The 17,608-nt window shown below is 60.6% G+C and carries 18 protein-coding genes; 2 read left to right on the top strand and 16 right to left on the bottom strand.

All coding sequences use genetic code 11. The features are described from left to right. Window positions 1-63: 63 nt before the first annotated feature. Entirely contained in the window at window positions 64-630 is a 567-nt protein-coding gene (locus G5182_RS16450) for a TetR/AcrR family transcriptional regulator (RefSeq protein ID WP_021229505.1), read from the bottom strand. Between the two features lie 199 nt (window positions 631-829). On the opposite strand from G5182_RS16450, the gene G5182_RS16445 reads away from it, so the two are divergent. Further along, window positions 830-1,867, top strand: coding sequence for an alkene reductase (locus G5182_RS16445; protein ID WP_160881992.1), 1,038 nt, complete (start codon window positions 830-832; stop codon window positions 1,865-1,867). 114 nt (window positions 1,868-1,981) lie between these two features. On the opposite strand, the gene rpoS is transcribed toward G5182_RS16445, so the two are convergent. From rpoS to putP, 10 genes are all read right to left on the bottom strand, one after another. Beyond that, window positions 1,982-2,965 carry an RNA polymerase sigma factor RpoS gene (rpoS, locus tag G5182_RS16440; RefSeq protein ID WP_005362773.1) on the bottom strand — a complete coding sequence of 328 codons (984 nt, stop codon included), beginning with the start codon at window positions 2,963-2,965 and terminating at the stop codon, window positions 1,982-1,984. 45 nt (window positions 2,966-3,010) lie between these two features. Then, complete coding sequence (locus tag G5182_RS16435) at window positions 3,011-4,081, bottom strand: LysM peptidoglycan-binding domain-containing protein (protein WP_042081491.1); 1,071 nt, start codon at window positions 4,079-4,081, stop codon at window positions 3,011-3,013. Between the two features lie 9 nt (window positions 4,082-4,090). After that, the gene (locus tag G5182_RS16430) at window positions 4,091-4,672 is read right to left on the bottom strand and encodes a YqaA family protein (protein ID WP_005354505.1); all 582 of its coding nucleotides are present in this window, start codon (window positions 4,670-4,672) and stop codon (window positions 4,091-4,093) included. Beyond that, a complete protein-coding gene (locus G5182_RS16425; RefSeq protein WP_005335507.1) occupies window positions 4,669-5,286 on the bottom strand; it encodes a protein-L-isoaspartate(D-aspartate) O-methyltransferase in 618 nt (205 codons plus the stop codon). The genes G5182_RS16430 and G5182_RS16425 overlap by 4 nt, the downstream gene beginning before the upstream one ends. Window positions 5,287-5,293: 7 nt before the next feature. Continuing rightward, window positions 5,294-6,055, bottom strand: coding sequence for a 5'/3'-nucleotidase SurE (gene surE, locus G5182_RS16420; protein ID WP_421254540.1), 762 nt, complete (start codon window positions 6,053-6,055; stop codon window positions 5,294-5,296). Beyond that, complete coding sequence (gene truD / locus G5182_RS16415) at window positions 6,036-7,094, bottom strand: tRNA pseudouridine(13) synthase TruD (protein ID WP_236294577.1); 1,059 nt, start codon at window positions 7,092-7,094, stop codon at window positions 6,036-6,038. The genes surE and truD overlap by 20 nt, the downstream gene beginning before the upstream one ends. After that, window positions 7,094-7,570: a 2-C-methyl-D-erythritol 2,4-cyclodiphosphate synthase gene (gene ispF / locus G5182_RS16410; RefSeq protein WP_005335518.1), complete on the bottom strand. Its 477-nt coding sequence runs from the start codon at window positions 7,568-7,570 to the stop codon at window positions 7,094-7,096. The genes truD and ispF overlap by 1 nt, the downstream gene beginning before the upstream one ends. Window positions 7,571-7,716: 146 nt before the next feature. Next, window positions 7,717-8,409: a 2-C-methyl-D-erythritol 4-phosphate cytidylyltransferase gene (ispD, locus tag G5182_RS16405; protein ID WP_323912894.1), complete on the bottom strand. Its 693-nt coding sequence runs from the start codon at window positions 8,407-8,409 to the stop codon at window positions 7,717-7,719. After that, complete coding sequence (gene ftsB / locus G5182_RS16400; RefSeq protein WP_005335520.1) at window positions 8,402-8,719, bottom strand: cell division protein FtsB; 318 nt, start codon at window positions 8,717-8,719, stop codon at window positions 8,402-8,404. Before ftsB ends, ispD begins: the two co-directional genes overlap by 8 nt. 208 nt (window positions 8,720-8,927) lie before the next feature. Further along, on the bottom strand, window positions 8,928-10,445 hold the full coding sequence (gene putP, locus G5182_RS16395) for a sodium/proline symporter PutP (protein ID WP_026035040.1): 1,518 nt from the start codon (window positions 10,443-10,445) through the stop codon (window positions 8,928-8,930). A 326-nt stretch (window positions 10,446-10,771) separates the two neighbouring features. On the opposite strand from putP, the gene G5182_RS16390 reads away from it, so the two are divergent. Beyond that, window positions 10,772-11,665 carry a VirK/YbjX family protein gene (locus tag G5182_RS16390; protein WP_421254539.1) on the top strand — a complete coding sequence of 298 codons (894 nt, stop codon included), beginning with the start codon at window positions 10,772-10,774 and terminating at the stop codon, window positions 11,663-11,665. Between the two features lie 69 nt (window positions 11,666-11,734). On the opposite strand, the gene G5182_RS16385 is transcribed toward G5182_RS16390, so the two are convergent. The 5 genes from G5182_RS16385 to G5182_RS16365 form a co-directional block, all read right to left on the bottom strand. After that, window positions 11,735-12,661 (bottom strand): L,D-transpeptidase family protein, encoded by a 927-nt coding sequence (locus tag G5182_RS16385; RefSeq protein ID WP_005354531.1) that lies wholly within the window; start codon window positions 12,659-12,661, stop codon window positions 11,735-11,737. Between the two features lie 187 nt (window positions 12,662-12,848). Beyond that, a complete protein-coding gene (locus G5182_RS16380; RefSeq protein WP_101529604.1) occupies window positions 12,849-14,090 on the bottom strand; it encodes a mechanosensitive ion channel family protein in 1,242 nt (413 codons plus the stop codon). 143 nt (window positions 14,091-14,233) lie between these two features. Beyond that, window positions 14,234-15,433: an acetate kinase gene (locus G5182_RS16375; RefSeq protein WP_005335525.1), complete on the bottom strand. Its 1,200-nt coding sequence runs from the start codon at window positions 15,431-15,433 to the stop codon at window positions 14,234-14,236. Between the two features lie 221 nt (window positions 15,434-15,654). Next, on the bottom strand, window positions 15,655-16,125 hold the full coding sequence (locus G5182_RS16370; RefSeq protein ID WP_019445320.1) for a YhcH/YjgK/YiaL family protein: 471 nt from the start codon (window positions 16,123-16,125) through the stop codon (window positions 15,655-15,657). A gap of 314 nt (window positions 16,126-16,439) precedes the next feature. Then, window positions 16,440-17,546: a 1-acyl-sn-glycerol-3-phosphate acyltransferase gene (locus tag G5182_RS16365; RefSeq protein ID WP_005362790.1), complete on the bottom strand. Its 1,107-nt coding sequence runs from the start codon at window positions 17,544-17,546 to the stop codon at window positions 16,440-16,442. Window positions 17,547-17,608 lie beyond the last annotated feature (62 nt).

The following is a 17,608-nucleotide window of genomic DNA, read 5'->3' as shown; positions in this document are numbered from 1 at the left end:
AATGCACTTCCCGAAAACAACAGTGGCTCCCGAGGGAGCCACTGTTGTTTCTGCGGTATCGCGTTACGCCCGCAGGGCCCGCATCAGCTGGGCGACTACATCGTCGAGCAGGGGGCGATCGGGGCGGCACTGGGCGAAGGTAATAAGACCCTGCAGGTTGATCAGCAGCAGGGCGGTGAGGGTGTGGATATTGCTATCCGGGGCCAGCTCGCCCTTGGCCTGCGCCTGCGTCAGCAACTCGGCCAGATCCTGCTCCAGCTCGCCATAGATCCCCTTGACCCGCTGGGTCAGCTCCTCATCCTGCTCGCTCAGCTCCATCATGGTGCGAGTCACCAGACAGGAGCCGCAGAGCGCCTCCCCCACAATCCGGTCGAGATAGGCCGCAAGGCCCGCCAGCGGGCTCGGGTTGTCGAGCAGGGAGCGGCGCAGGGTGCGTTTGCCCTCGACATAATGATCCACCGCCGCCAGCAGCAGGCCTCGCTTGTTGCCAAAGGCGCCGTAAATGCTGCCCGGATGGAGGCCTGTGGCGGCCACCAGCTCCTGCATGGTGGTCTTGGCATATCCCTTGGCGCGAAACGCTTCCATGGCATTTCGCAGTACCTCGTCCCGATCAAACTCGGCTATGCGCATGGTTCCTCCCGTGGGAAATGGTTCACCGGCAAGGGGCAACAGGGCCCGCCGATAAAGAGTGGCTGGAAAGGGCGGCAAGTTTACCCCAGCCGCCTGCTCGGGCCAACCTTCTTGAACGCTCATTCAAAAAAAGCTTGCGCCCGACGTAAAAAACGTCTTGAATGCACGTTCAAGAATAACCCGTTCAGGACAACCTATCATGAATACCCTGTTTCAGCCGTATCGACTCAATGACACTCTGACCCTGGCCAACCGTTTCATGATGGCCCCGCTCACCCGCTGCATGGCAGGCCCAGGTCTGGTGCCGACCGAGCAGATGGCTGCCTATTACGGCCGCCGCGCCGACATCGGCCTGATTGTTTCCGAGGCCGTCATCATCCGCCCCGACGCGCAGGGCTACCCCAATACCCCGGGCCTCTTCACCCAGGCGCAGATCGATGGCTGGAAGAAAGTGACCAGCGCCGTACACGCCAAGGGCGGCAAGATCTTCGCCCAGCTGTGGCACGTCGGCCGCCTCTCCCACCCCTTCTTCCATCAGGCTGAAGTGTTGGCCCCCTCTGCCGTGGCGCACGAGGGCACTGTGCCCCGCATGCGCGAGCTGACCTATCAGGTGCCGCGTGCCCTGACCGAGGCGGAAATCGCCCAGCTGGTGCTGGATTACGCCCAGGCCGCTGCCAACGCCATCGAGGCGGGCTTTGACGGGGTAGAGATCCACGGTGCCAACGGCTACCTGATCGACCAGTTCCTGCACCACTCCACCAACCTGCGCACCGACAACTACGGTGGCAGCCCGGAAAAGATGAGCCGCTTCGCGCTGGAAGTGGTCGATGCCATCAGCGCCCGCATCGGTGGTGATCGGGTTGGCATTCGTCTCTCCCCTGGTGCCTATGTCCATCTGGCGGGCAGCCCGGAAGATCGCGCCGTGTTCGACTATCTGCTGGGCAAGCTCAACGATCGCCCGCTGGCCTATATCCACCTCGGCATCTTTGATGACAACCTCACCTTCGATTATCTGGGTGGCCGCGCCTCCGACTATCTGCGCGCCCACTACAAGGGCAATCTGGTCGGGGTGGGCAACTACGACGCCGAGCGCGCCGCAGCGGCCATCGAGGCTAACCGCTTCGATCTGGTGGCTATCGGCCGTCCGCTTATCGCCAACCCGGACTACCTCACCAAGGTGAAGAAGGGCGAAGCGCTGGTGCCCTACGCCGACACCATGCTGGCCGAGCTGGTATAACCGCAAAGCCATCACCAGACGACAGGCAATAAAAAACGAGGGGAGCGATTGCTCCCCTCGTGCTATCTGGCTGATGCGCTGATCAGCTGGTGCAGACTTAATTGGTGCGGATGCTTAATTGGTACGAAATAGCGCCTCGATGGAGAGCCCCTGGCTCAGCAGGATCTCCCGCAGACGGCGCAGCCCCTCCACCTGGATCTGGCGTACCCGCTCGCGGGTCAGGCCAATCTCGGCCCCCACATCCTCGAGGGTGGCAGGCTCATAACCCAGCAGACCGAAACGACGGGCCAGCACTTCCCGCTGCTTGGGGTTGAGCTCTTCCAGCCAGTGTACAATGCTGCTGCGCATATCATCTTCCTGTGACTCCAACTCAGGCCCCATGCCGCGCTCGTCGGAGAGCACATCCAGCAGCGCCTTGTCGCGATCGCCACCAATGGGGGTGTCCACCGAGGTGATCTTCTCGTTGAGTTTGAGCATGCGGTTCACGTCATCCACCGAACGATCCAGCGCGAAGGCGATATCCTCGGCGGTCGGCTCGTGATCGAGACGGTGAGAGAGTTCGCGCGCGGTGCGCAGGTAAACGTTTAACTCTTTGACCACATGAATGGGCAGACGGATGGTGCGGGTCTGGTTCATGATGGCCCGCTCTATGGTCTGGCGGATCCACCAGGTAGCATAGGTAGAGAAACGGAAGCCGCGCTCGGGGTCAAACTTCTCGACCGCGCGGATAAGACCGAGGTTGCCCTCTTCGATGAGATCCAGCAGCACCAGGCCACGGTTGTTGTAACGGCGGGCGATTTTCACCACCAGTCGCAGGTTGGACTCGATCATGCGCTTGCGGGCGGCTTTGTCACCGCGCAAGGCACGACGGGCGTAGTAGACTTCCTCTTCGGCAGTGAGCAGCGGGGAGAAACCTATCTCCCCCAGATAGAGTTGCGTGGCATCCATCACCTTGTTCAGTTCCGGTGCCAGCAACTCATCGGAGATAATATCTTCCGCCTCGGCGGCTACCTCCTGCAACTCTTCTACTTCATGAGATTCGGGTTCAGCGTCAAACTCTAACTCTGCATCCTGCATTACCAGTTGTTCTTGGCTCATGGTGTGTCTCCCTGACGTTACCAGAGTAAGACGGTCTCTCTGGGGTTAACGCTTTGGCAAATAGCTCATCGGATTGATCGACTTGCCTCTGTACCGGATCTCGAAATGCAATCGCACATCCGGCGCGTCCGTGCTACCCATGTTGGCAATGACCGAGCCCCCCTTGACGCTGTCCCCTTCCTTCACCCGCAACTCGTCGTTGTGTGCGTAAGCGGAGAGATAGTCATCATCATGCTTGAGGATAATCAGCTTGCCGTACCCCCTTAAAGCACTGCCAGCGTATACCACTTTACCGCTGCTGGCGGCGTAGACGGGTTGCCCCTTCTGGCCGGCTATGTCGATCCCTTTGTTACCCTGTTCTGCAACAGAGAACCCCTCGACAATCCGGCCTTTTGCGGGCCAGTGCCAAGCAAGTCTCGACTGGGAGTTGTTTATTTTTTGTTCTTTGGACTGAGCGTATTCCTTCGGTGCTGCCGGAGCAACGGATTTCTGAGAGATGAACGGCGTGGTCTGACCAGATCCACTCGGCTCGGCCAACGGACGCGGACCGCTGCTCGGACGGCTCACGGCCACCGGCGTCACGGTTGCCGGACGAGTCGCAGCCACCATCTGGGTCGAACCGCCGCCTGCGGTCTGGACATTGAGCACCTGACCCGGTTGCAGCGCATAGGGGGCGCTCAGGTTATTGCTCTGGGCCAGCGCCTGCGGCGTCATGCCGAACTGGCGGCCGATGCTGCTCAGGGTATCGCCGCGGCGCACCTCATAGGTACCGGCACTGCGGCTGCTGCCAACACTGGCGCTGGAACCATCGAGTCGCAGTCGCTGCCCCGGATAGATGTTGTAGGGCGGGCTGATGTTGTTGAGGCTGGCCAGCGACGGCACGTCGTTGCCGGAGTTGAAGGCGATGGAGTAGAGGGTATCGCCCCGTTTCACCACATAGCTGCCGCCCTGAATGGGGGCGCTGACCTGGGCACCGCTTTGGCGAGCCGGAATGGTCGAGACAAACTGCCCCTCATCAACACCATCTACCGGAGCTGCATTTTTACTGGAGGAGCAGGCAAGCAGCAGCCATGACAACACCACGACACTGCTTCCTTGCCAAATACGCGAACGCATAATGGATCCTTAACGACTAAACCAGAAATAGGCCACCACGGCCAGACCAATACAGAGCCAACCGAGCACATCTACGTAGTGCATCAGTTTGCGTTCCATCTTCTCGCCACCCCAGCGCATCAGGCCCGCAACCAGGAAAAAGCGCATGCCACGACCGATGAGGGAGGTGATGATGAAGGGCAGCAGAGCCATTTGCAACAACCCTGCCGTCACGGTAAACACCTTGTAGGGGATAGGGGTGAAGCTGGCAATGAAAATGACCCAGATCCCCCACTGCTCAAACCAGTTGCGAGCGATTTCGATCTTGTCCTGATAGCCCACAGACTCCACCAGTGGCAGCACGACCGGATCCCACAGGGCATAGCCAAGGGCATAGCCAAACAGGGCACCCAGCACAGAGAAGACGGTAGCCAGCGTGGCGTAGTGCCACGCCTTGTGGGGCTTGGCGAGCGCCATCGGCGCCAGCATCACATCCACCGGGATCGGCCAGAATACCGACTCGATGAAAGCGGTGATGGAGAGATACCAGGGCGCATGCTTGTGGCGAGCCCACTGCATCACCAGTACGTACAAACGGGAAAACAACTTCACTCAACATCTCCGTCAATCAGGGGAACAAAACGTACCGGCTCCAGAATACGGCTGGTCAGCTGGGATCCGGATCGTTCGATCAGTTGCAGGGTTTGCTGGCTATCACCCACGGGCAACACCAGTCGGCCCCCTTCGGCCAGCTGATCGGTCAGTGCCGTCGGGATCTCGCTCGCCGCGGCCGTCACCAGAATGGCGTCATAAGGCCCCTTGTTGGGCCACCCCAGCCAGCCGTTGCCGTGCTTGGCCGAGACATTGTGCAGATCGAGCTGGCGTAGTCGGCGTCTGGCCTGGAACTGCAGCGACTTGATCCGCTCCACGGTATAAACATGCTCCACCAGATGGGCGAGGATCGCCGTCTGGTAGCCCGAGCCAGTGCCAATCTCCAGCACATGGGCCGGATTGTTTTGCATCAGCAACTCGGTCATTCGCGCCACCATATAGGGCTGCGAAATGGTCTGGCCGTGGCCAATGGGCAGGGCGGTGTTGTCCCACGCCTTGTGCGCCATGGCCTCGTCCACGAACAGCTGGCGCGGCACTTTCGCGATGGTCGCCAGCACGCGAAAATCGCGAATATCCTGCGCAATGAGCTGATTTAACAGGCGCTGTACTATCACACCACCCTCATCCCTGCAGATCTAACCAGGCCCCCAGACCGGCGAGACTGTCGTAGGCAGTCATATCGATGGTCAGGGGGGTAATCGAGACATAGCCCTGCTCAATGGCAGCAAAATCGGTACCGTTACCGGCATCCTGCTGGCTACCGGGGGGGCCGATCCAGTAGATGGGCTGGCCACGGGGATCCTCGGTGCAGATCACCGACTCCGCCCGGTGGCGATTGCCAAGGCGGGTAGTCTTGATCCCCTTGATCTGCTCGAGGGGCAAGTCCGGCACGTTGACGTTGAGGATCTGATCGGCAGGCAGGGGGTGTTTCATCAGCCCCTTCACTAGCAGGGCCGCGTAGTGGGCCGCCGTGGCGAAGTGGGTCTTGCCCACCAGCGAGATGGCGATGGAGGGGTAGCCAAGATGGCGCCCCTCGGTGGCCGCGGCGACCGTGCCCGAGTAGATGACATCATCCCCCAGGTTGGCACCGTGGTTGATGCCGGCCACCACCATGTCGGGTTCAGGGCGCACCAGCTCGTTGACCGCCAGATGCACGCAGTCGGTCGGCGTCCCCTTCACCGCATAGCTCTCGCACCCATTAAAGCCGTTTTCTGCAATGCGGGTAACCCGCAGCGGTACTTCCAGCGTCAGGGAGTGACTCGCGCCGCTGCGGTTGCGATCCGGCGCCACCACAATGACCTCGCCGCAGGCGCGCAGCGCCTCGCTGAGGGCACGAATCCCCTCGGCATGCACACCATCATCATTACTGACCAGAATTCGCATCGGTCTGATTCCTGAAACCGTGATCGGCCTCTTCGGCCTGCATTAACTCGCGCACCACGCTGGTGGCAAACGCGCCCGCCGGCAGGAAGAAGGAGAGGGTCAGCGCCTCGCCGTCCAGCTGCCAGCTCATCTGCTCCGGCTTGAGCAGCAGCGGGCGCCTGTCCTGATCCAGCCCCGCCTTCTCCAGCCCGTCACACCAATCGCTGTAAGGAGCCAGCACGCCCTGTTCGAACTCGGCAGCGGCACCCTGACTGGCCAAACGGCCACGGCCCCACTGGGGCGCAGTCAGCTGCACGTCGCCGGAGGCAAGACGCGCTTCCAGCTCGGGGGTCACGCTCTCTTCGCTGAAGATGGAGTGGCTACCCTTGAGCATCACGCAATCACCGGCCAGCAGCTGATGGGCCAGCCCCTGCTCGATACGGGCGCTGACAATGGCGTTGAACAGCATGCTGCGGGCGGCAGAGAGGTAGAGGGAACGCTTGTTGCGATCCTTGATCCGCTTGCCGGCAAACATCGCCTTGGCCGCTTCCAGATTGTTGCCATCGCGGCCAAAACGCTGCTCACCATAGTAATTGGGTACGCCCTGAGTGGCGATGGCCTGCAGGCGCGCTTCCAGCCCGTCGGCCTGCTCCAGACCGGTGAGACGCAGGGTGAAATGGTTGCCCTTGAGGTAGCCGACCCGCAATTTGCGGTTATGACGCCTGGCTTGCAGGATCTGGATGCTGTCGCTCTCGATGACCGACAAATCCGGCTCGGCCTTGCCCGGCAGGTGAATGCCGAACCACTGCTCGGTCACCGCGTGGCGATCCTTCAGGCCCGCCCAGGTCACCGCATTGCGGTTGACACCGGCCGCATCGGCCAGCAGACCCGCCACCCAGGCGGTGTTTTCGCCGGTTTTGCGCACACGGACGAAGATGTGCTCCCCTTCACCGCAAGGCTCGAAGCCGAGATCTTCATTGACCACGAAGTCGGCGGCCTCGGCCTTGAGGATACCGCGGGCAGTGGGCACCCCGTGCAGATAGGCAAGTTGTTCCAGCATTATTGTTTCACCAGTAGGACGACGGCTTCGGTGGCGATCCCTTCCTTGCGCCCCGTAAACCCAAGCTGTTCGGTGGTGGTCGCCTTGACGTTCACCCGGTTCAAATCACATTGCAGATCGGCGGCCAGCACGGCGCACATGGCGTCGATATGGGGGGCCATTTTGGGGGCCTGGGCGATGATGGTCACATCCAGGTTGCCGATGGCATACCCCGCCTTCTGTACCCGGGCAAAGACATCACGCAGCAGAATGCGACTGTCGATCCCCTTGAACTCGGCAGCGGTATCGGGGAAGTGGCGACCGATGTCACCGGCACCGATGGCCCCCAGCAGGGCATCGCTTACCGCGTGCAGCACCACATCGCCGTCAGAGTGGGCAACCAGCCCCTGCTCGTAGGGAACCGGCACGCCACCCAGCATGCAGGGGCCAACACCACCAAATTTATGGACATCAAAACCATGACCAATGCGCATCATCAGCGGCAACCTCCCAACATGCTGAAACCAACCCCATCAATTTTGTGTACGTCCACACCATGTCCAATCCGGATCATGCTAACTCCTTGTTCGGGCCTGTTTGTTCGAGACACTCTGCTCTGAACGGTCTGTTCTGACTGAGGGGCTTATGCCTGCTGGCTTAAAAACAGCCCCGCCAGCGACAAGTCTTCCGGCCGGGTCACTTTGATATTGTCGGCGCGCCCCTCCACCATCTGCACCGTGAATCCGGCCCGCTCCATGGCGGAGGCCTCGTCGGTGATGGTGGCGCCCAGCAGCAACCCCTCTTCGAGCGCCCGTTTCAGGGCACGGGTCGGGAACATCTGCGGCGTCAGGGCATGCCAGAGCTGCTCGCGCTCGACGGTAGCGATGATATTGCCCTCCCCATCGGAGCGTTTCATGGTATCGCGCACCCGACTGCCGAGAATGGCACCGCCACAGTTCATGGCCGTGGCAATCAGCGCATCGAGATCGCCGTGAGTCAGGCAGGGGCGGGCCGCATCGTGCACCAGCACCCACTCCCCTTGCGCCACATGGAGAGCATTGAGGACGGAAAAGGCGCGCTCGGCGCCTCCCTCTACCCGCACAATCCGCGGGTCGGCCGCCACGGACAGGGCCTCGAACCAGCGATCATGGGGCGCCAGCGCCACGATCACCTGGGCGATGGCCGGGTGGGAGAGCAGCCGCTCCAGGGTATGTTCGAGAATGGTTTTACCCGCCAGTTGCAGGTACTGCTTGGGGCAATCGGCCCCCATCCGGCTGCCGATACCGGCGGCAGGGACGATCGCCGTCAGGCCGGATACCCGGCTGGCATCAGTCATCGTAGGGCTCATCGTCCGGCGCTGTCTCTTTGTCTTTCTCTTTGGGGATGATCCGGTAGAAGGTCTCCCCCTGCTTGATGTAACCCAGATCGTTGCGCGACAACTCCTCGATGGCCTCGAGGCCAGAGGTTAGATCATCTATCTCGCGGTAAATGAGGTCGTTACGATCCTTGAGAGTCTGGTTGTCCCGCTGTTGCTGCGAGATGGCCTCCGACAGGTTCTGATAATCGGATAGCCCGTTCTTCCCCAGCCAGAGGTCATATTGCAGTCCCCCCAGCAGGAGGATCAGGATCAGGGTGAATAGCCGCATGCACTAGGTCTCCTTCAGGCGGCCTAGTGTCCCATATTCGGTGCCAAGACAAAAGAAAGCGAGCACCCGGGAGCCACCGGCCGAACATAAAAAAGTGCCCAAGAGTGAATCAGATAGCACAAAGCCCCGCCAAACCGGTGCAAGGATGGCCAACCAGGGCGCTCCTTGTCCGGGGGCGGGGCTCTCAATCAGAAAGCGGTAAGGGGGATCAGTTCACCACGACCGGCTCTCCCGCGCTCTCGGCCGGAGTGTTGTACTCCTCCTCGGCATCGCGGAAACGCTCCAGCATCGCTTTTGAGGGCGCTTCGCCCAGCAGACTGCCCACCACGATGGCCAGCAGTGCGAACAGGAAGCCCGGAATGATCTCATACAGCCCCAGCCAGCCGAACTGCTTCCAGACGATGACTGTGATAGCACCGACCAGCATGCCGGCCAGCGCGCCGTTGCGGGTCATTCTCGGCCAGAGCACCGAGAGCAGCACCACGGGACCAAAGGCGGCACCGAAACCGGCCCAGGCGTAGCTCACCAGCCCCAGCACCCGGTTTTCCGGATTCATGGCAACGGCGATGGCAATCACGGCGATCAGCAGCACCATCAGGCGACCCACCCACACCAGCTCACGCTGGGAGGCATTCTTGCGCAGGAAGGGCTTGTAGAGATCCTCGGTAATGGCGCTGGAGCAGACCAGTAATTGACAACTTAGAGTGCTCATCACCGCCGCCAGAATAGCGGAGAGCAGCACACCGGCGATCCAGGGGTTGAACAGGATCTTGGAGAGCTCGATAAAGACCCGCTCCGGGTTGCCGGTCACCCCAGCCGCCACTTCCGGGAAGCGGGCGAAGTAGGCCAGCCCGAAGAAGCCTATGGCCACCGCGCCTGCGAGGCAGAACACCATCCAGGTCATGCTGATACGGCGGGCATTGGCCATGGAGTGGTGGGAATCCGCCGCCATGAAACGGGCCAGAATGTGGGGCTGACCGAAGTAGCCAAGGCCCCAGGCCATCAGCGAGACAATGGCGATCACATCCAGATTCTTGAACATGTCGAGGTTGGTGGCGCTCTTGGCGGCCACCTCGATCATGGCGCTGTCCACCCCGCCGACGGCGATGATGACGAAGACCGGGGTCAGGATCAGGGCGAAGATCATCAGGGTCGCCTGCACCGTATCGGTCCAGCTCACCGCGAGGAAGCCGCCGAAGAAGGTGTAGGTAATGGTGGCGGCGGCACCGACCCAGAGGGCGGTGTTGTAATCCATGCCGAAGGTGCTCTCGAACAGACGGGCACCGGCCACCACGCCGGAGGCGCAATAGATGGTGAAGAAGAGCAGGATCACCAGCGCCGAGAGAATGCGCAGCACTTTGCTGTGATCTTCAAAGCGATAAGTGAAATAGTCCGGCAGGGTCAGGGCGTTGCGGTTCTTCTCGGTATGTACCCGCAGGCGACCCGCTACCCAGCGCCAGTTGAGGTAAGCACCGATGACCAGACCGATGGCGATCCAGCTCTCGGAGATGCCGCTGACGAAGACGGCGCCGGGCAGGCCCATCAGCAGCCAGCCGCTCATGTCGGAGGCGCCGGCAGAGAGAGCAGTGACCCAGCTCCCCATCCGGCGACCACCCAGAATGTAGTCATCAAAGTTGCGGGTGGCGCGATAGGCGACGAAGCCGATCAACACCATTCCGAGGATATACACCAGGAAGGTGATTAACATGGGTGTGCTAGCTGTCATGCGAAACTCCGTTTTGTGTCATTTTATGCCCGCTCTGGTGACGGGCTCATCCCTAAAAAACCGGCCTAGCTTAATCAGCCGTTCGCGCCAGCTCAACCACTTTTAACAAACACAAAACACAATAAAAACCTTTGCGCATCAAATCATCTGCCGCATCAAGAGGATGGCGCCAGATTTCCTGCCGTGGCCGTGACGGTCACCTCGCTGTGCCAGCCGCTACTGAGCGTTATGTTTTCACATTTTGTTACTATCCATTTTTTTACAAGCCAGCGCCCCGCTCCTACACTCCCCGCCCTGTCTCATCACACCAGTCAGAGGTCGGCACCATGTCATCTCATCTGTCACACCTGCGAACCCTCGCCCGCCGCCTTCATCCGGTGGAGGAGTCGGGTCATCTCATCCGACGGGCCAAGTATGTGGGGCGTCTCTGGCTCAATCCCGGCGCCCGCGCCCTCTATCGCCAGCAGCAGGAGCAACCGCTGCTGGCGCAGGCGATCAGCCGCTTCCCCGATATTCTGGAAAAGCCGATCCACCCCTATCGCCACAAGGGGCTCCGCAAGCGCCTGCGAGCCGGGCTTATCAGCGGCCACTACCAGCAGCTGGCACGTCAGCTGCCCAAGGCGCAACAACTGGCAATCTACAGCGGGCGCGGCCTGCTGCTGGCCCAGTGGCAGAGCGACAAGCTGACGGCACCGCTGACCCTGCAACTGGATTACCAAACCCACATGGGCAAAGAGGGGGAGATGAGCCTGACCCTCAAGCTGGGTGACGCGGCCCTCTATTACATGGCCCTCAATCTGCGCCCCGCACCGAACCCGACCCTCGAGATCTGCTCGCTGCAGGGCGGCAAGGGGCAGAGCGAGGAGATCAAGCAGGTCACCAAGGCGTGCGGCGGGCTGCGCCCCATGTCGCTGCTGGTCTATATGGCCGCCGAGCTGGCCCAGGGATTGGCGTGCAAGAGCTTGCTCGGGATCCGCACCCAAAGCCACGTCTATCAGAGCAGCAAGCGCACCGCCGATCGGGTCAAGTTCGACCTCGACGGCTTGTGGCAGGAGCATCAGGGCAGCGTGCAGGATGAACTCTGGATGAGCCTGCCGCTGGAAGTGCCCCGCAAGACGCTGGAGGAGATCCCCTCCCGCAAGCGGGCCAGCTACAAGGCGCGCTATCAGCTGCTCGATCAGCTCGGCAGCGAGCTGCAGGCAAATCTGCTGCGAAGCTGAGTCAGCACAGCAGAAACACAAAGGGCGAACAGCATGCTGTTCGCCCTTTGTCATGACGAGGATTTGCCGTTAGCGGTTGATCGCCATCGGCATGCCGTTGCGCTGCTCCAGCGCCTGCTTCACCAGTTGGGAGTCGCTGTCGGCGTGGGCAATGAAGCGGGTCACCGCCGGGGTCATCGGCAGCGGTGCCGGCAGCTTGGAGTTGAACTCCTCTTCGCTGCGCGACAGCGGCTGGTGCACTTCCAGATAGCGGACGCCGTTGGGCTCGAGAGAGGCCTTGATCGGCTGGTTGACGAACTGGACGCGGGTACCGACCGGTACCTGCTTGAACAGGTAGGCGATGTCGTCGTTGCGCAGACGCACGCAACCGTGGCTCACCCGCAGGCCGATGCCGAAGTTGGCGTTGGTACCGTGGATGGCGTACATCTTGCCGATGTAGAGGGCAAACAGACCCATGGGGTTGTCCGGGCCGGCTGGCCATACCGCAGGCAAGCTCTCGCCACGGGCGGCATATTCGGCATGCATCTTGGCGGTCGGGGTCCAGGTCGGGCCCGCTTTCTTGCGCTGCACGCTGGTCACCCAGTTTTCCGGGGTGTCGGTGCCGAGCTGGCCGATGCCGATGGGCAGCACTTCCACCACTTTTTTACCCTTGGGGTAGTAGTAGAGGCGCATCTCGGCCACGTTCAGCACGATCCCTTCACGGGGTGCATCCGGCAGGATCAGTTGCTGGGGGATCACCAGCTTCTCGCCGGTCTGTACCAGCAGGGGATCCGCATCGGGGTTGGCTTCGGTCATGTTGGTGAGCCCCAGCTGGAATTTGGCCGCAATGGCCTCCAGCGGCTGGCCGTTCTCTTCGGCCGGAACCACGTATTCCAGATTTTCCCCTACCAGACGGCTGTTGGCCGCAGGCAGAGCATATTCAACAGCGAAAACCGGCGCAGCGGTCAGCAGCAGGCTGTAGCAGAGTGTTGCCACACTATTGCGAAGGAGCTTCATAACTTTCCCATGATGATGACTTGAAGTGACGTCTCTGGGCTGGCAGCTGATCAAGAGGGGATCAGGGGCGCGAAGAGAAGGCCGCCATTTTTCTCCTCTGCACGGCAAATTTCAACTGACAAGTGGCGACGGTTCGATGATTAATATGCGGTTTTTTCCACGTCCTCGACCCGCCCCATTCCCCTGTTTATCCCCGTTGCCAGGCACGCATGTCGTAACCTGTGGGAGATTGATGCAACCGCAGATGAAATTGCTCAATGATGGCGAAGATATGGTCGAAAATATCGGCCTGGATCCCTTCGTAATCGGCCCATGCCGTTGTCGCGGTAAAGCAGTAAATTTCCAGCGGCAGACCGTCTGACGTGGGTGCCAGCTGGCGCACCATCAGGGTCATGTCCTTGCGAATGCCGGGGTGGGCACGCAGGTAGGCATCCAGATAGGCGCGCAGGGTGCCGAGGTTGGTGAGGTGACGGCCGTTGATGGGGCAGCTCAGGGCATCGCTCAGCTGCTGGTTGTAAGCGCTCAGCTCCTGCTCCTTGCGGCTGAGATAGGGAGCCAGCAGTTGCGCCTGCTTGAGCTGCAACTGCTCCTCGGCCGTCAGAAAACGCACACTGGTCATGTCGATATTGACGCTGCGCTTGATACGGCGGCCACCCGACTCGGTCATCCCCTGCCAGTTCTTGAAAGAGTCGGAGATCAGGGCATAGGTAGGAATGGTGGTGATGGTCTTGTCCCAGTTCGATACCTTGACCGTGGTAAGCCCGATGTCGGTCACCTCGCCATCGGCGCCGTACTTGTCCATCTGCAGCCAGTCACCGACACTCAGCATCCGGTTGGCGGAGAGCTGGATCCCCGCCACCAGCCCGAGGATAGGGTCCTTGAACACCAGCATCAGCACTGCGGTCATGGCGCCCAGACCGCTGAACAGGAACAGCGGCGACTTGCCGAGCAGCAGGGCGATCATCAGGATGCCCACCAGAATGCTGCCTACCAGCTTGGCCCCCTGGAAGATGCCGCGCAGGGGCAAATCCCGACCAAGGCGGGTATAGCGGCTCACCGACAACAGGCAGTCGAGCAGGGCGAAGAAGGCCAGCAGCAGGAACAGCAAGATCCAGAGCTGGGCCACCATCTCGATAAGCTTGAGGCTATCCGATTGACGGGGCAGCCAGATCTCCGCCTGACCAAGCAGCACGGCCCCTTGCAGCACGAAGGCGAGCCGGTTGAAGAGGCGCTGTTGCAGCTGGGGCGGCAGCCACACCTGCTTGGCCTTGCCGAGGATCCCCACCAGCCGGACCAGCAGCACCCGGTGCAGCGCCATGTGCAGCAGCAACGAGGTGATGACGATAAAGCCCAGCGCGATCACCAGCGCCATCATGCTGGTCACTTCCACCCCAAGGCCCGACAACCAGTTAAAAAACGCCTCTTTCATTGCTCTCTCCCGAACCGGGCAGCCCGCTGGCTGCAAAAACAGTGGTGGTCAGGGTACCGCTCCCCTCCCCCATGTCAAATCGGCGTACGCCAGAAATGACAACGCCCGGCACAGGCCGGGCGTTGTTTCAAAGCGAGGCTGACTTAGCAGACCAGGCTCAGGGCATCGCGGGCGATGACCAGCTCTTCGTTGGTCGGGATCACCATAGCGCAACGGCTGTCGGCGGTGGTGATGCGACCTTCGCCACCCAGTACCGCGGCGTTGTTGGCCTCTTTGTCCACCTTGAAGCCGAACAGGGCCAGACGCGCCAGCACCATCTCGCGCACCATGGCGGCGTTCTCACCGATACCGCCGGTGAAGACCACGGCGTCCAGACGACCGTCCATCGCAGCGGCATAGGCGCCGACATACTTGGCCACACGGTAGGTGAAGACATCCAGCGCGCGCTTGGCACCGGCGTCAGTAGCGTAGTTGGTGGTGACGTAGCGGCAATCGCTGCTCGCTTCGGTCATCCCCAGCAGACCGGACTCACGGGTCAGGGTGTGGTTGATCTGCTCCACGCTGTAACCGAGCTGGTCGTGCATGAAGAAGACCACGGCCGGATCGATATCACCGGAGCGGGTACCCATAGCCAGACCTTCCAGCGGAGTCAGACCCATGGAGGTGTCTACGGATTCGCCGTTCTTGATGGCGCAGACAGAGGCACCGTTACCCAGATGGCAGTTGATGATGTTCAGTTCATTCAACGGCTTGCCCAGCTCTTTCGCGGCTTCTTCCGCGATGTAGCGGTGAGAAGTACCGTGGGCACCGTAACGACGGATACCGTGTTCGCGGTAGAGCTTGTGCGGCAGCGCATAGAGGTAGGCCTCTTGCGGCAGGGTCTGGTGGAAAGCGGTGTCGAAGACGGCCACGTTCTTCTCGGACAGCTGCGGGAACACTTTCAGCGCGGCGCGAATACCGATGAGGTGCGCCGGGTTGTGCAGCGGGGCGAACGGAATGGCGGCTTCGATACCGGCGATCACGCCGTCATCAATGCGCACGGAGCGGGAGAACTGCTCGCCACCGTGTACGATTCGGTGACCGATGGCCACCAGTTGCTCGGCAAGAGTCGGATCCTGCGGCAGGATATGACCCACGATATGGTCGAGGGCCTCCTGGTGAGCGGCACCCGCTCCCAGCATGGCTTCGCCCTTGACCCCGTGGAGTTTCCATTTGATACGTGCATCATCCAGATTGAAGCATTCGGCCAGGCCGGACAGCATGTCCTCACCTGTTTCGGCGTCCATTACGGCAAATTTCAGGGAAGAGCTACCGCAGTTAAGGATCAATACCAACTTGCTCATTTTCTACATCTTCCTGTGCTTCGGCTTTATGCCGACAGTGTCGTGTCATCCAAAAGAGGATGGGATTCCCCTGCCGGGGGCTTATGGTCGCAGGAGGGTGCGTCCAATTTTTCAATTCTTGCTCTTGAAAGAGTCATCGCAACCTGTGGTGCGTATCACTGGTTTCAATGCTTGCGAGTCTCAACGCATCAGCTGCGCAGGGCTCGCCTCAATGGGAATGCTCAGGCGATAGCCAGCAGATCCTTGTGTACCTTGACCACCAGCTTCTTCACCTTGGCGGGCTGGTTGAAGGTACAGAGCGGGCGGTGCAGCTCGCCCGGCCAGAAGATGGCGAAATCGCCCGGTTGCAGCGCCAGATAGCTGGTCTGCTCGTCATCGACAAACCAGAGGTCAGGATGGGGATGGTCGGCGCCGTCGCTCACATAGTCGTGGGGGCCCACACCAATCCACTCTTCACCGCGCAGCAGCAACTGGATATCGAGATACTGCTGATGGAATTCGCCACGGCGATCCGCGGCTGGCTCGGTCAGATCCTCGCTCACCAGACAGAACAGGTTGAGGCCATCAATCTCGGTCTTGCCGAGCGGAGCGTCACCCCAGTGAGCCACGCTCTTCACCACCTCGGCCATGATGCGAGCCAGCGGGGCGGGCAGCGGCGTCCGCTGCAGGGTGTTCAGGCTACCGGTGATCATGGCGTCTGTTTCCTGTTAGGTATATCTGGGCGGCATCTTTGCCAGCCAATGAAAAAGGACCTGTGACAGGTCCTTCAATAATGCCGTCTGCAATCCGTGCAAACCGGTTTAGAGCTTTTGCTCATGTTCAGCTATATGGGCACTGTTACACACTCGTCAGCACCTTGCCAAGAGACATAATCCCATTTTCATAGTGATCGTACCAGCTGAAACCATATTATTCACCACCCTTTCCCCCTCGACTTTGACCAGACGCAAAAACGGGCGCATCAGCGCCCGTTTTTTTCGCAAAACCGTTTAACAACCGGTTTCATTCAAGCCTTTTTGGCGTTTTCCACCGGTTTGGCGTACATGGCTCGCCAGATCGCCTTGTGCTCTTCCGGCACCTCTGACTGACGGGTCAGGAAGGCCGCCTGCTCGATGGTGTTGGCCTTGCCGGAGACATCTGCCGCCAGATAGTTGCTGGGGAAGAGGTGGTAACTGCTCCAGATCGCCTTGTCGATCAGCGCGGCCAGTTCATCCGGATCGCTGAAGCCCTCGGTGATCGGCGCACCGAAGGAGACGTGTACCCGCCCCTTCATGCCGACGATACCGGCGACGATACTCTCGATATCCTCGAACTCGCCCTTCTCGTAGCTGCCGTTGACCGACTTCTCGTAGAGCTCGCGCGCCTTCGCCTTGTCGGTCGGGTCCAGCTCATAGCTGATGCTGACCGGCACGATATTGAGGCTGCGCATGTAGTCGACGAAGTCGATCTTCTGCTTCTTGCCGTCGACGTAAAACATCTTGAGGATGGCGGGATCTGTCTTGTCATCGCCATTCTTGGCGCGTCCTTCCTTCTGGGCAATCCAGATGGAGTGACCTTCGTGGACCGAGTTGCCAATATAGGCAGACAGCTCGCCGAGCGCCTTCATCATCTCCCGCGGCCCCTTGGCGGAGCGTTTGACGATAAAGCTCTTGTTGAGCTTCATCAGCTCGGTGGCGCAGGGTTTGCGCAGCAGGTTGTCACCGATGGCGATGCGCACGGTATCGAAACCGTGGGTGTGCAGCCCCCAGTTGACGAACGCCGGGTCCATGGCGATGTCTCTGTGGTTGGAGACAAACAGATAGCCCTGCTCTTTCTTCAGATGCTCGATCCCGGAGAAGGTCACCCCCTTGGTGGAGGTGGCGATCATGCGGGACATATACCGGGTGACCCCCATCTGGACCTGATGCACAGTGGTCACTTTTGACCATTTGCGGCGCAGGAACAGGCGGATCATCGGGCGGATGGCCCAACCCAGCCAGCTCATCAGGGAACCGAAACGATACTTGGCGATGGCGCCGATAAATTCATCATCCTGGATCAGCCGTTCGATGGCTGCCGGCACTTCTTCATCGCGGTAGGGGCGAATATCCGCGAATCTATCTACTTCAGTCACAATGTCAGCCTTGCATGCTAGGAAACCGCAGCCAACCCGCGTTGGCCGGGGAAAATTCAGGG

This window comes from Aeromonas sp. 600948, assembly GCF_049174875.1.
Lineage (GTDB): Bacteria > Pseudomonadota > Gammaproteobacteria > Enterobacterales > Aeromonadaceae > Aeromonas > Aeromonas veronii_A.
This window is presented reverse-complemented; position numbering and strand designations above follow the sequence as displayed.